We start from the raw sequence: 13,448 nt of genomic DNA, 5'->3' as shown, positions 1-13,448 counted from the left end.
TTCCCGCTGTGAGCGCGCATCTGCATGGTGATCTCAATCCCGTCAAGCAACGTTGGCGGGCCGCCTCTCGCAATCTGCGTGGCGTGGCGGCCCTGTCGTCATGTCCACCGACGGCAAGCGCCGTCGATGCTCCTGGGACCTAGACCATTGGGCCGAAGGGAATCGGCAAGCTTTTCCTTGAAGATTTCGTGACAGCGATCCGGGAAAACCCGGACCACCGTGCCTGCGAAAAACCTAGCTCAGCAGCACCATGCCGCCCGGCAGCGTGCGCGCGTGCAGCCCGAACGAGCGCTGCATCTGGACGATGGCCTTGTCGAGCGCGTGAATCTGAAAACGGCCGGTGACCGGCTTCGCCGCGAGTTGGCGGTCCAGCAGCACGACCTTGCCGGTACGGTAACGATTGATCTCGTCGAGCACCTCGCCCAGCGGCGCATCGGTGAAGCGCAGGTAGCCCTGGCGCCAGCCCGGCATGCGCGCGGCATCGAGCTGTTCGGCGCGGCCCAGCGTGTGGTCGTCGTAGCGCAGGCGCTGGCCGCCCGACAGTTGCACGGTGCCGCTGGCATGGGCCACCTGTACCTGGCCGTCGATGCAGGTCACGCACACCGCGCCGTCCAGGTGCCGGACCTCGAAGCGCGCCGCCTGGCGCTGAAGCGCCTGCGTATGGCCGGCGCCGGCCGCCACCACGAAGGGCGTTTCGGCACGGCTCAGGTCGATGGCGGCTTCCCCGGCGATCAGGTCGATGCCGCGCGTGCCGCCCGCGCCGGGCCACACCGCGATGCTGGTGCGCGTATTGAGTTCGACATCGACGGCGCCGCCCAGCGCCAGCCGCCGCTGTTCGCCGGTGGCGGTGCGGTAGTCGGCACGCCATTCATTGGCGGCGGGCCACAGGCCCAGCGGCGGGTGGACGACGGCTGCTACCGCCGTCGCCGCGGTGGCGCCCAGCGCGCCACCGAGGAACGCACGCCGCTGCCAGCTGGACGGACGCCGTGCCGCCGGCAGGGTGGCGTGTATGGCGGCGGGGTTGCGCGCCTTGACCATCGCGGCGGCCTCGCCGAGCTGGGCCCAACGGGCGCGCGCGGCGGCAAAAGCGGCGGCGTGGGCAGGGTTCGCCTGACACCACTGCCGCAGCGCCGCGCCGTCGGCATGCGTGATCTCGCCCGCCGCGACACGGCGCACCCAGGCGAGCGCCTGCCGCTCGACGGGATCCAGTTCGCGCGGCGGGGGGAACGGAGCATTCATGGTTGGGATCATGGCGTCAGACGAGCCATCCTCGGGTAGCGCCCGGCCAGCAGGCTTACAGACAAGACGGTTGGGCGGACGCGGATCGGCACAATTTCTTCACTCATGCTTCGGCATGTGCGCCATGCAGTACTCATGGGCGCGTTTCAGTTCCAGACCGACCAGTCGCGTGGATACGCCGAAGCGCACCGCCACCTCCTGGTTGGAGCGCTCCTCCACGCGCACCGCGAGGAAGATCGCCCGCCGCCGGGGCGGCATGCTGTCGATCAGCCGCGCCAGCGCCTCCAGCTCGTCGCGGGCGGCCACGGTCTGCGCCGGCCCCGGGGCGGGATCCGCGATTTCGAGCATCAGCGTGTCCACCTCGTCCGCACTCATATAGCGGCGGTCGCGCTGGAGCCGGTCCAGCGCGAGGTTGGTCGCCATCCGCATCAGGTAGGCGGCCGGGCTGCTGACCGGGCCGCTTTCCTCGCTGCGGTCTTCCAGATGGACCCAGGTGTCGTGCAGCGCGTCACTGGCCAGCTCGGACGAGCCGAGCCGCCACGTCAGGCGGCGCTTGAGGTCTTCGTAGCGCAGCGCGAGGAGGTCGCGCAGGGTGGCGCGGGTGGAATCGCTCATGGCTCAGCCCGCCTGCCGTTCGCACGCCGGGCGGCAGGCGCCGGCCTGCGCCGCCCGTGCGTCGCAGTGCACGGGGTGGGCCAGCAGCACGAAGGGCCGCGACGGATCGGCGGGCGACAGGCCCACATCGACCTGTTCGAGGGTCTCAACGATGGCTGCATCGCGTGCCTTGTCGCCGGTGGTGTCCAGCAGCCGCACCTGCCGCACATGGCCGGAGGCATCGACATGCACGCGCAGCGCCAGCCGGTATTCCCCGAACGCCAGCGACGGCCGCGCGCACAGCGCCCGGTAGATGCGCGCCTGCACCGCGCCGTCGACCTGGCGCTGCCGGCTGGCGGTGGCCTCTGGTGCGGGCGCATCCGGCGGGCGGGGTGTGGGGATCAGCACGAAGGCGTCGGACGCAGCGGCCTGCACGGTCAGCCCGGTGCCGTCCACCAGCCTGCGCAGCGCGTCCTCGGGGCGATAGCTGCCATGCACCGGATTCGAAGTGCGGCCCTCCGCGAGTTCCGAAGGGAAGAAGACGGACAGGCTGGTCAGCCTGTCGTACTGCGCCAACGCCTGTTTCAACGGCTGGGCCGGCAGGTCGAAGGCGATCTCGGCCATGCCGTCCGGCGTGGCCTGCTGGGCGCGGAGCTTCTGGCAGGCCATGCAGAGCACGAGCAGCGTCAGGTAACCCACCAGCGCGCGCGCACTGGGCGATGCGACCAGCCTTGCCATCACGATCCAAGATGAGTCGTCCGTTGAGGAATGCCCGACGGCGCCGTTTGCGGGCGCCTTGAGCCGGTCCGCATCGTAGGACTCCTGTGTGACGTAACCGTGACTGCAAGGCGGCGTACTGCCCTCCCCCCTCCGGGAGGGGGGCGTGGCAAGCTTCAGCCGGCAACGGCGTCGGTGGCGGCGGTGACGTCATCGGTGACGGCTGCATCGGTCGCCGCTTCCGTCGCCGCTTCCGTCGCCGCTTCCGTCCCGGCAGCCTGGAAGTTGCGCAGATGCAGGAAGAACTGCCCCATCATCTGCACCCAGAGCTGCATCGCCACGCCGAGATAGGTGGGCGCGACGCCGCCGGAGACCATCACATCCATCTCCAGCACCACAAACTCGCCGTGCTGCGCCACACGCGCGAAGCGCCGGCTGCGGTGCCACTCGGCCACCACGCCCTCGGGCAGCGTGCCGCCCTGCACGCGCAGCGGGCAGCTCAGCGTGAAATCCACATACTCGCCGGGCGCGGCGGCATTGCCCCACAGCACCTGGAAGCCGACGCCATGGCTGGCGCTATGCAGGCGCGGCACGCCCTCCTGCTCGATAACGGTGACGGCGCAGCCGGCCGCCTTGATGGCGTCCGCGACCTGCTCCGGCGTGACGGTCTGCAGGAGGGTCGGGGTCGGTTGTTCGATGGTTTGTGCGACGGCGTCGAACGGGGTGGCGATGGTGGTCATGTACTGGTCCTGAAATCTGAAATCGGTAGAAGAGGGGTTAGTGCGTCTTTTGCGGCGCGGCGTCCGGCTGGCTCGCCGACTGGGCGGGCGGGGCCGGCGGGGCAGCCTGCGCCGCCGCAGCGGCGGAGAACTGCCCTTCGTAGAGCTTGTCGCCAAACTGCTGGGCGATCTGCTCGTAGCGCACGCGGCTCTGCGCGGCAAAGGGCTGGCGTGCGCTCAGCACCGTGCCGAGATCGACGGTCTCGTAGGCCTGCAGCACCTCCTGGCCCACCGCGTACAACTGCGCGTTCTTGGCTTCGCACTGGGTCAGCGCGGTCTTCTGCGCGGTGGTCTCGGCGGCCAGGCGCTGGCGCTCGGCGTCCAGTCCGCGTGCCATCCTGAGCAGTTCGTCGTACGCGCCGCGATACTGGGCGATCTGCGCGCCAGCCTTTTCCACCTGCGCCTGGCCCTGCTGCTGGCTCTGGCGCAGCGCGTCGCGCGACTGGCGCTCGCTGGCCAGCTGCGCGCGGGCAGCCTCCAGCTCCTTCTTCAGGGCATCGACATCGGCCGGTGCCGCGCCAGCCTTGGCGGCGGGCTGGCTGCCGCCGCCTGCCTTGAGCACGGCCAGTTCGTTCTGCGCCTGCTGGAGCTGCGCGGTGGTGTTGCGGAGCTGGTTGCGCAGGCGCTCTTCCATGCTCTGGCCGGCCGGGGCCTGCTGGGCATGGGCGGCGCCGCCGGCCACCAACAGCGCGGCGGCCAGGGCAATGCCGGGGAGGAACGGATGGGACACGGTGTCCTCCTTAGAAACGGGCGTTGACTTCAAGCTGCAGCGTGTCGATCGACAGCGGCGGCCCGAACACTTCCTTGGTCGAGATCCAGCGGCCGGTCACCCAGGCGTTCTTGTCGAACGCATAGGAGCCGCCGAGGTAGTAGCCGCGCGCATTGGTGCCGCCCATGTGGAAGGTCGAATCGTTGTAGCCGTCCGGCATGGCGTCCGGCTCGATGCGCTTGTAGCCGGCCAGCACGTTCCAGTCGCCGCGTGCCGAAGGCGTGGGCTTGCCGAAGGTGGCCTGGAACATGTAGGCGTTGCCGCCACTCTTGAAGTCCGCGCGGCTGGTGCCGCCGCTGGCGCCGAAGTTGTTCACAATGCCGCCGTTGGCGCGCGCGAACATCTCGTCCGGGTCGTAGGCGAGGTTGCGGATGTAGTTGCCGTCCAGCCGCAGCATGTACTTGCCGGCCACCTTGGTGTCCCAGCGCAGGTTGACGTCGAGCAGCTGKAATTGCGAGGCCAGGCCCACGTACTGCGGCTGCGGCGTGTTAGCCGGGTCGAGCGGGTTGAGCGCGATATTGCGCAGCAGCATCAGCGTGTTGCCCTTCTGCATGAAGGCCGGACGGCTCCAGTCGGTGCTGCAGCTGGTGGCGCCCGCGTACAGCGCGCAGGGGTCGGACACCCGGCCGCTGACGTTGTGGAAGTCGTAGTAGGCCAGCGCGCCGCGCAGGCGGTTGTCGTCGTTCACCTTCCAGCTCGCGCCGATCTGCGCGCCCAGCAGCCACTTGTTCTCGCTGCTCATCTTGTCCTGGCTGTTGCCCGGGAAGCCGTCCGACGAGTATTCGAGCGGGATCAGGCCCAGCGAGCCGAACAGCGAGATGTCGCGGTTAGGCAGCGCCTTGTCGAACTGCGCGGCGATGCCGTCGAAATTCAGGTCATTCGAGAACAGCGTGTCCGACGACACAAACGGGTTGCCGAAGCGGCCGCCGGTGACCTTGACCCATTCKAACGGCTGGTACGACAGCCAGCCCTGGTCGAGCCAGACGTCCTTCTTGGCCAGCCCGCCGCCGAGCGTCTGGTTGGTGGAGACCGGGCTGTTGTCGTTGCCGGTGGCCAGGCGCACGCCGGCCTTCACGCTCTCGGACACATCGGCGAGCACGCCAATCCGCGCGCGGGCCTTCCACTGGAGCGTGCGGTTCTGGCGCGTGTTGAGCAGCGGCGGGAGCGCCAGGTTGGTGTTCGGGTTGACGTCGAAGCCGCCGCCCGAGTTGATGGCGGCCCAGTCGATCTCGATATTGCTGTTGTTGCCCGAGTAGAAGCGCGATTCGTTGCGCAGGCGTACATCGCCCTCGACATGGATGCGCTGGGTCCACTCCGGCGTTTCGTTCGGCGCGGCCCAGCCTTCGGCCTTGGCCTGGGCCATTACCTGCACCTTCACCTCGTCGCGGATCTCGTCCCGCACGGTTTCCGGGATGTACGGCACGCGTACGTCGCCCGGTTGCAGCGCGGCGGCGGTCACGGCACCGGCAGCGGCACCCGTGGCGACACCGGCCCCGGCGCCGGCACCCGTGCCGCTGGACGCCTGCATGGTCGCCAGTTGGCGCTGGGTCTGCTGCGCGGCCATCGCCTCGGTCTGGGCCTGCGCCAGCAGGGCCTCGCCGGCGTCCTTGCGCAGCGCGCCGCTCTCGATCAGGCCACGGATCAGCTTGACCATGGTGCTGTCGCCCTGGGCGGCGGTCTGCGCGTTGGCGCCGCCACCCGCGGCCAGCAGCGCGACGGCCAGGGCAAGCGCCTGCGCGCGGCGCCGGGTGCGTGGAGCGCGCGTGATGGGCGTGGCGCGCGGGTGGATGGCGGAGGGATTCATCGGTGTGTTCTGCATGATGTGTTGGGAATGGGGAGCGCGCGGCATCGTCATGGCCGGCGCCCCTTGATCGACATGCGCAACGGCGAGCGCAGCGTGGCCGGCGGGCGTTCGTCGGCACGGAATTCGCGCACCATGGCGAGCACCGCTTCGTCGGTCTTCGCGTTGCCGGTGCCTTGCGAGAGCTGCACGCGCGTGACGGTGCCGTCCGCATCGAGCCAGACGTCGATGCGGATATCGTCGAACGCCAGCTGGCGGGTGCGCGCGTCACGCGCAAACGCCTGCTGCAGCGCGCTGGACAGCCACGACGCGTAGGAGCGGCTGCCGAGCCCGCCCCCGCCGCCGGTCATGCCGCCGCCGCTGCCCGCGCCGATGCCGAACGCATCGGTGCCGGCCTGCGCGGCGCCGTCGATGGTGACMGGGTCGCCCAGGTCCTTCGAGGGGCTGGGCGGGCTGTCGTCCTTGGGCGGATCGAGCGGCTCCATCGGCTTGGGCTCGGGCTCCTTGATTTCCGGCTTGACCTTCTCCGGCTCCGGCTCGGGCAGTTTCTCGGGCTCGGGCGGCGGAGGCGGCGGTGGGGGCAGCACCAGCGTGGGCGTGGCGGCTACCTCGCGCTTGGTGCTGGCCGTGCCGGACAGCAGGTACCAGACCACGGCCGCGAGCACCACGAACGCCAGCGCGCCAATCAGGTGCCCGCCCCAGCGGCGCCAGAGCACCGCAACGCGTGCGCGGAAATCAGGCGGGGGATCGCGACGGTTCACGCTGTCTCCCTTACGCCGGCTTGCCGGTGACGAGGCCGATCTGGTTCAGCTCGATCCGCCGCAGCAGGTCGAGCACCTCCACCACCTTCGCGTATTGCACGGCGGCATCGCCGCGCACGATCACCGGGAAATCCGGCGTCAGCGCCTTCTCGGTGCGCAGGCGCTCCTCCAGCTCCGGCAGTGACACCGGGTAGGCGTCCAGGAACACCTGGCCGGCGTTGTCGATAGTGATCGCCTTGGTCTTGGGCTTCTCCAGCGCCACCGAGGCGCTGGCCTTCGGCAGATCCACCTTGATGCCGGGGATGCTGGCGTTGCTGGTGAGGATGAAGATCACCAGCACCACCAGCAGCACGTCCACGAATGGCGTGATGTTGATGCCGCCGGTGCGCTTCTTCGTGCCGAACTTGGCTGCGTGTGCCATGGTTTCGGTACCCCGTCAGGCGCTGTGCAGCGCGGCGGGCACGCGGCGGCCCTCGCCCTGCTCTTCGGCCAGGCGCGTGGCGAACTCATCCACGAACACCGCCATGTCGGCGCCGATGGCGTCCGAGCGCGAGGCCAGCCAGTTGTAGCCGAACAGCGCCGGAATGGCGACGCCGAGGCCGGCGGCGGTACACAGCAGCGCCGCGGCCATGCCCGGTGCCACCGAGTTGATGTCCACGGCGCCGGCCATGGCCGCCACCACGAACACCAGCATGATGCCGATGACGGTGCCGAACAGGCCCACGTACGGGGCGCCTTCGATGGTGGTGGAGAGCCAGTTCATGCGTTGTGCCATGCGCTCGTTCTCGCGCACCATCACGCCGTCCATCGCCGCGCGGATCGCGCTGATGGTGGCGTCGGACACCGCGTTGAGGTCGTAGCCCATCTGGTGGCGGCGGTGCAGCTCCTCGGTGGCCACCTCGTACAGGCGCCACAGCGACGAGTTCGCCTTCACCTCCGCTGGCACGCGGCCGGTCTTGGCGAGATGGTCCAGCGAAGCCGCGGACGTATCGCGGAAATGCGTCATGAAGGCGGCGTTGGCGCGCGCGTTGGCGCCATAGCTGCGGCCCTTGGTGATCATGATGGCCCACGACGTGGCCATCATCAGGCCCAGCAGCGCCACCACGATCCAGGCGTCCAGCGGCATGGCCGCGAGGATGAAGCCGAAGTGGCTCTTGCCGGCCTGCTGTTCATCGGGGCCGAACGCCGTCAGGCGCGATTCGGCGCCTTGCGACACGGCGTCCGCCAGCAGCAGCGGCGCCGGGCGCGCGATCTTCGACAGGCGCAGTTCGTCGATGGCACCGGCGAACGGCGTGCCGCTGGTTTCGGCGGTACCCCCGGCCACCGGCGCGCCGATGGCGGCAGGCGTGTTCAGCGCCGGCAGCGCCAGCGGCAGCGTTGCGGCAGAGCGGCCACCCACGAAGAGCGTGACGGCCTTGCCATCCGCATTGACCGCCAGGTGCGACCACTGCCCGGCCTGCACCGGCTGGCCCGGGCGGCTGCGCTGGCCGTTGACCTGCACGAACGGCACGCCCTGGTCGATGCCGATCACCAGTTCGCTGGCGCCATCGCGGCGGGCATAGATCACCTGCTGCGCGCCAAGCTGGTCCGGGCGCACCCACGCCGAGAACGTGAAGGGAGCGCCGGCCTGGAGCGCCAGCGACGGCGAGGCGGGCAGCATCAGCGGTGCGGTGCCGAGCTGGGCGCCACGCCCGATGATGGTGCCGTCCTTGCTCACCACGGCGGTCTGGCTGTTGTTGCCGTAGGCGGTGGAGTCCCGCGCCGGCACGTTGGCCTCGGTGAAGTGGTAGACCAGCGTGTAGTCGGGGTCGAAGCTGCGCTGGCCGTTGCCTGAGGCGGGTGCCTTGGGGTTGCCGTAGTACATCCAGATCTGCTGCGGGCTGCCCGCCGAGACGGCCGGTACATCCACCCAGACCAGTGCGATGCCCAGCAGCGGGTCGAACTGTTCGATCTGGTGGTTCAGCACGGTCTTGTCGTCACCGGCGACAAAGCGCAGGTCGGCGCCGCTCTCGCTGACGCCCTCGAAGGTGAAATTGCCGGTATGCAGGCGCAGCAGCACCGGCGTGCGGCCGGCATCGCCGCCGATGGCGCCGCCCTGCGGGCCGGCATCGATCGTGACCGGCTTGCGATAGGCCCAGTCGGGCTGCCACCAGGCGTGCGCCAGGCCCGGCAGCAGGGTGCTCGCTAGCGCGAGCAGAAGCAAAACGATGCGTCGCATGACAAGGGTTCTCCGTAGATATATGAGGGGCGCCCGCGCTCAGTAACTCGCGGTGACGCTGAAATTCAGGCGTGGGTCGAAGCGTTCCGTGCGGGGGCCGGCCTTGAGCGGGAAGCCCAGGTCCAGGCGGCCCGTGACCTGCTGGCCGAGGCGGAAGCTGGTGCCCAGGCCCACCGAGGCCAGCGAGAACGTGCTTTCCTGCTCGGGCAGCGGTTCGCGCAGCCGCAGCTGGCCGCCATCGACGAAGGCGTACACGCGCCAGTCCTCGACCACGGTGGGGAAGAACGGCAGCGGCGGCGCGCGCAGTTCGACCGAGCCGACCACGCCGTAGTCGCCGGTGGCTTCAGCCGAGAGGTAGCCGCGCACCGAGTTCATGCCGCCGGCCGCGAGCTGTTCGCTCGACACCAGCGGGGAATCGGTGATCTGCCCGGCCAGCCGCCATGCGAGCTGGGTGTTGCCGGGGAAGCTGTAGCTGCCGGTGGTATCGGCCTTGAGCACGGTGAAGCTCGGCGACGCCTTGTAGCGCTTGTAGTCGAACTGTTCCCAGTTGCTGCCGTAGCCGAGGAAGCTGCGCGTGCCGGATACCAGCGCGATATTCAGGCCGTACTGGCCGCGCTCGCTCTGGGTGAAGCCCGCATAGGACAGCGTGATGGGCGCGTACTTGAGCGGCACGTTGTCGCTGGAGGCGCCGAACCGGGTGGTTTCCTGGTTGTCCTTGAAGTCCACGCCCAGGCTCAGGGCATGCCACCACGCGCCGGTGTCCGGCACGGTGTAGGTGCCCTTGATCCCGACCGAATGGCCCTTGCCGAGCACGCTGGTGCCGCCCACGGTGGCGACATTGCTGTCCGACTTGTAGCCCGAGGCTTCCACGCTCCAGTTCGTGCCCCGGAACGGCGCCACGTAGGAGCCCGAGAACACCTTGGTCTGGTTCATGTCCTGCGGCGCGCCGAAGAAACTCAGCGAGGCGCTGTGGCCGAGCTGCCAGAGGTTGTCGTGCCCCAGCGAGGCGGTGGCGCGCAGGGCCTCGGTATCGGGGCTGTAGTCGTTGTTCAGGCCGACGCTGGCGCGCCACGGGCTGCTGTCGTCCACCTTCAGGTCGACATCCATCGTGCCGGGCAGGCTGCCCTGCCGGACCAGCGGCGCCACCTGGCGCTTGGCGCCGCGATTCACGGCGGTCAGCTCCGCCTGCACCTGCGTGAAGTCGGGCACGGCGCCTTCCTTCAGCGCCGGTACCTGCTCGCGCACCTCGCGCGGCGAGTTGTACTCGGTGCCCACCACGCGCACGCGGCCCACGCGCGTCTCGCTGACCTGCAGGAACACGATGCCGCCGCTGACCTGCTGCTCGGGCAGTTCGACATAGACCGACTGGTATCCCTTGGCCTGGTAGGCCGCCGTGAGCGCGTCCCGCGCGCCCTCGATGTCCTGCATGGTGCGGTCCGGGCCCAGGAACGGGCGGACCGCCCGCTCGATCGAGCGGACGTCGAGCACGGTATTGCCGCGCACGATGTACTCGTTGACGTTGACACGCCGCGCCGTCTCGGCCTTGCCCGGCGCGGGCGCAGTGGCCTCAGCTGCGGTAGCGGCCGTGGCGCTGGCGGCCGGCGCCTCTGCCGTTGCCGCCTGCTGCGCCCCTGCCAAACCCGAGGTTCCCAGTCCAATGACCGCCAGCCACACCGCACTCCAGCTCGAAGGCGGGCCGTTCTTCTTCACGTCATGCATTGTTGACTCAATTGCTCTTGTTCGATTCGGTGCCGTGGCGCGCCCGCGGCCTCGACCAAGGCCCGTGATGCGGATGCATTCGGCAGCGGGAGACATGATGGAAAGCCTTCATGTCAGCGTTGCGCTCGGTTGCCTAGACGGCCGGCACGGGCGCCGACTGTCGTTTGTCACAAAAGCTTCATCGAGAAAAAAATGGTGCGCGGCCGCGCGGCACGGCTGGCTATACTCGGGCGAGGCAGAGCGCCCACACGAACGACAGGAACGACAGGAACGACACGAACGGAGGCATCGACATGGGCATGCAGAACTGGCTGGTGGCGATAGCCGCCATCGCGGCGGGTAGCGCGGCGCCCATGGCGTCGGCCTGGGCGGCGCCGTGCGTGGAAGTGGAGGTGAACGGCGAACACGCGCCTTCGTACGACTGCCTGACCGAAAAGCTGAAACCCACGGGCGGCGGCCCGGCCGGCAAGGGAGAGTCGACGATGTCGTCCGAGTCGATCGTGCAACGGCCATCGAACCAGCTGGGGCTCTATAACAACGCCGCCACCAGCCATCGCATGGGGAACACCTTCGGTACGTCGGTCTATCCCCAGCGGCCGGCCACCCCGCCGCCGGCTGCGCCGGTGGTGCCGCGCGGGCAGCCCTGACGGCTGCCGTTTTTCTCGGGCGGCGCACCCCCTGCGCCGGCCCATGTCACCGCCTTCTACCCGCGTCCCCTCTCCTCTCGCTGCCCGCAATCGGCGCCTTCGACCTGCCCAAATGTATCTAAATGTTTCCAAACGTATCATGTTGTACAAATCAATACGAATCATTATCATTCGTACTTCCTTTCGTATTGACCTCTCAATTCATGCGTCTCACACGTATCGCGCTCGTTACCGGCTCCCTGCTTTCGACGTGGCCGGCGGCCCATGCCCTCGCTGCCGACGGCCAGGAATTGCCGGCCGTGGTGGTCACCGGCACCCGCTCGGAGAAGTCGATCGATGAGACGCCCATCCGTACCGAGGTGGTGGATCGCCAGGAAATCGAGCGCACCCACGCCCGCACGCTGAAAGACGCGCTGGAGAACGTGCCCGGCTTGCAACTGCGGGAAATCCACGGCAAGTCGGGCTACGAAGTGACGCTGCAGGGCATGACCAGCGACCAGGTGCTGGTGCTGATCGACGGCCTGCCGATTACGGCCAGCACCGGCTCCACGGTGGATGTCTCCCAGTACCTGCTGACCGACGTGGACCGGGTGGAGGTGGTGAAGGGGGCCAGTTCGGCGCAATACGGCAGTTCGGCCATGGGCGGCGTGATCAACGTCATCACGCGCCCCATCCGCAAGGGCTTTTCAGGCGCGGTTTCGGCCGATGGCGGCAGCTACGGCGGCCAGAACGCCGATGGCTCGCCCGGCCTGCTGCACGGCAACGTGCGCGTGGAAGGCGGCACCGAGCAGTTCCGCGGCCGGCTTTCCGCCGATGGCCTGGACAACAAGGGCTTCGCGGTGGACCCCGATGGCTGGACCCGCCACGGCGACGCCGTGCGCCGCCAGCAGTACGCTGGCCGGCTGGAGTGGCTGCCCACGCAGGCCGGCAGCTTCTGGTTCGACGCCAGCGCCTATCGGGAGACCGACGAGCAGCGCTACCAGTACTACGCCCCGCCCAACTACGTGCCGCAGCGCAAGACCGAGGATATCGACCGCAACCGCTATACCTACGGCGGGCAATGGCGCTTCGACAACGGCGTGCGGGCCCGGCTGGCGGGCGTGGCCGAGACCTACGACACCACCACGCGCGAGTTCTCCAACAGCTTCCAGACCGCCACGCGCAACAGTTCGCAGCGCACCGACCATGTGTCGACCCAGTTCGACCTGCCGGCTTGGTACTCGCAACTCTGGCAGTTCGGCGCCGATTTCCACCGCGAGCGGCTGGACCAGACCGTCAACGGCGCCTCCGAGCTGGCCGGGAATGCCGAGCGCCGCGCCGGCGAGCTCTACTTCCAGAACGACATCCTGTTCAGCGAGACCTGGGAGATGATCGTCGGCCTGCGCGGCCAGCAGGATTCGGACTTCGGCAGCCACTTCGCGCCCAAGATCGGCGTGCGCGGCAACCTGCTCGCCACCGAGGACTGGAAGGGCGTGCTGCGCGCCAACTACGGCCAGGGCTATCGCGTGCCGAACCTCAAGGAGCGGCACTACCTGTTCGACCACAGCTCGCTGGGCTACATGGTGCTGGGCAACCCGGACCTCAAGCCCGAGTCGTCGCACAGCTTCCAGCTCGGCGGCCAGTTGAGCTGGCGCGACCGCGTGACGGTGGATGCCAACCTGTTCTACAACCGCGTCTCGGACCTGATCCAGACCGACATGGCCAACTTCACGCTGGTCAACGGCATTGCCACCTACACCTACCGCAACGTGGCACGGGCACGCACCCAGGGCGCGGAAACCTCGCTGCGCTGGCGCGCCACCGGGGCGCTGGGCCTGACCGCCGCCTACACCTACACCGACGCAGACGACCTCGACACCGGCGCGCAGCTGACCCGCCGTCCGCGCCATATGGGCCGGCTCGGCGCGGACTGGCGCGTGCTGCCATCCACCGAGATCACCGCTCGGGCGCGCTTCCAGAGCAGCGAAGTGGCGGATTCCACMACCGGCGCGCGCTCGCCGGGCTGGGGCACGCTCGATCTGGTCGTCAACCAGCGCATCGGCCGCAATGCCGCCGTCTTCGCGGGCGTGAACAACCTGTTCGGCCGCCAGCGCGATTTTTCGAATGCCAGTGATTTCGGGCCCGTGGCGGGGCGCTTTGTCTATCTGGGCGCGCGATTCAATGTCGACGTCGTCCGCTGATTCCAACAAGCAACCAGGGGAGCG

General features: G+C 69.0%; 12 protein-coding genes. 2 read left to right on the top strand and 10 right to left on the bottom strand.

What is annotated here, in order from left to right; translation table 11 throughout:
- Positions 1-234: 234 nt before the first annotated feature.
- The 10 genes from AC1EJR_RS20445 to AC1EJR_RS20400 all read right to left on the bottom strand — a co-directional run bounded on the left by AC1EJR_RS20445 (position 235) and on the right by AC1EJR_RS20400 (position 10,597).
- Entirely contained in the window at positions 235-1,239 is a 1,005-nt protein-coding gene (locus tag AC1EJR_RS20445) for a FecR family protein (RefSeq protein WP_177219930.1), read from the bottom strand.
- A 99-nt stretch (positions 1,240-1,338) separates the two neighbouring features.
- Positions 1,339-1,854 (bottom strand): RNA polymerase sigma factor, encoded by a 516-nt coding sequence (locus AC1EJR_RS20440; RefSeq protein ID WP_092295224.1) that lies wholly within the window; start codon positions 1,852-1,854, stop codon positions 1,339-1,341.
- A 3-nt stretch (positions 1,855-1,857) separates the two neighbouring features.
- Positions 1,858-2,571 (bottom strand): STN domain-containing protein, encoded by a 714-nt coding sequence (locus tag AC1EJR_RS20435; protein ID WP_477113237.1) that lies wholly within the window; start codon positions 2,569-2,571, stop codon positions 1,858-1,860.
- 155 nt (positions 2,572-2,726) lie between these two features.
- Positions 2,727-3,290 carry a YbjN domain-containing protein gene (locus AC1EJR_RS20430; protein WP_477113236.1) on the bottom strand — a complete coding sequence of 188 codons (564 nt, stop codon included), beginning with the start codon at positions 3,288-3,290 and terminating at the stop codon, positions 2,727-2,729.
- A gap of 37 nt (positions 3,291-3,327) precedes the next feature.
- Positions 3,328-4,059: a hypothetical protein gene (locus AC1EJR_RS20425; RefSeq protein ID WP_441645078.1), complete on the bottom strand. Its 732-nt coding sequence runs from the start codon at positions 4,057-4,059 to the stop codon at positions 3,328-3,330.
- Positions 4,060-4,069: 10 nt separating this feature from the next.
- The gene (locus AC1EJR_RS20420) at positions 4,070-5,902 is read right to left on the bottom strand and encodes a putative porin (protein WP_477147477.1); all 1,833 of its coding nucleotides are present in this window, start codon (positions 5,900-5,902) and stop codon (positions 4,070-4,072) included.
- A 47-nt stretch (positions 5,903-5,949) separates the two neighbouring features.
- Positions 5,950-6,660 (bottom strand): energy transducer TonB family protein, encoded by a 711-nt coding sequence (locus AC1EJR_RS20415; RefSeq protein ID WP_177219931.1) that lies wholly within the window; start codon positions 6,658-6,660, stop codon positions 5,950-5,952.
- Between the two features lie 10 nt (positions 6,661-6,670).
- A complete protein-coding gene (locus AC1EJR_RS20410) occupies positions 6,671-7,081 on the bottom strand; it encodes an ExbD/TolR family protein (protein ID WP_092295239.1) in 411 nt (136 codons plus the stop codon).
- A gap of 15 nt (positions 7,082-7,096) precedes the next feature.
- Positions 7,097-8,878, bottom strand: coding sequence for a DUF2341 domain-containing protein (locus tag AC1EJR_RS20405; RefSeq protein WP_092295242.1), 1,782 nt, complete (start codon positions 8,876-8,878; stop codon positions 7,097-7,099).
- Between the two features lie 39 nt (positions 8,879-8,917).
- Positions 8,918-10,597, bottom strand: coding sequence for a ShlB/FhaC/HecB family hemolysin secretion/activation protein (locus AC1EJR_RS20400; protein ID WP_477113234.1), 1,680 nt, complete (start codon positions 10,595-10,597; stop codon positions 8,918-8,920).
- Between the two features lie 293 nt (positions 10,598-10,890).
- Between AC1EJR_RS20400 and AC1EJR_RS20395 the strand changes: the two genes are divergently transcribed.
- Positions 10,891-11,244: a hypothetical protein gene (locus AC1EJR_RS20395; protein WP_477113233.1), complete on the top strand. Its 354-nt coding sequence runs from the start codon at positions 10,891-10,893 to the stop codon at positions 11,242-11,244.
- Positions 11,245-11,447: 203 nt separating this feature from the next.
- Positions 11,448-13,424 carry a TonB-dependent receptor plug domain-containing protein gene (locus tag AC1EJR_RS20390; protein WP_477105589.1) on the top strand — a complete coding sequence of 659 codons (1,977 nt, stop codon included), beginning with the start codon at positions 11,448-11,450 and terminating at the stop codon, positions 13,422-13,424.
- The last annotated feature ends 24 nt before the right edge of the window (positions 13,425-13,448 follow it).

It is taken from the genome of Cupriavidus sp. 05T42 (assembly GCF_056396345.1).
The sequence above is the reverse complement of the archived record's forward strand: the minus strand, read 5'-3'. Positions and strand labels throughout refer to the sequence as shown.

Excerpts from the sequence above, each read along its gene's own strand:
- AC1EJR_RS20445 (WP_177219930.1), bottom strand. The coding sequence starts at position 1,239 with ATGAATGCTCCGTTCCCCCCGCCGCGCGAACTGGATCCCGTCGAGCGG.
- AC1EJR_RS20440 (WP_092295224.1), bottom strand. The coding sequence starts at position 1,854 with ATGAGCGATTCCACCCGCGCCACCCTGCGCGACCTCCTCGCGCTGCGC.
- AC1EJR_RS20435 (WP_477113237.1), bottom strand. The coding sequence starts at position 2,571 with ATGGCAAGGCTGGTCGCATCGCCCAGTGCGCGCGCGCTGGTGGGTTAC.
- AC1EJR_RS20430 (WP_477113236.1), bottom strand. The coding sequence starts at position 3,290 with ATGACCACCATCGCCACCCCGTTCGACGCCGTCGCACAAACCATCGAA.
- AC1EJR_RS20410 (WP_092295239.1), bottom strand. The coding sequence starts at position 7,081 with ATGGCACACGCAGCCAAGTTCGGCACGAAGAAGCGCACCGGCGGCATC.
- AC1EJR_RS20405 (WP_092295242.1), bottom strand. The coding sequence starts at position 8,878 with ATGCGACGCATCGTTTTGCTTCTGCTCGCGCTAGCGAGCACCCTGCTG.
- AC1EJR_RS20400 (WP_477113234.1), bottom strand. The coding sequence starts at position 10,597 with ATGCATGACGTGAAGAAGAACGGCCCGCCTTCGAGCTGGAGTGCGGTG.
- AC1EJR_RS20395 (WP_477113233.1), top strand. The coding sequence starts at position 10,891 with ATGGGCATGCAGAACTGGCTGGTGGCGATAGCCGCCATCGCGGCGGGT.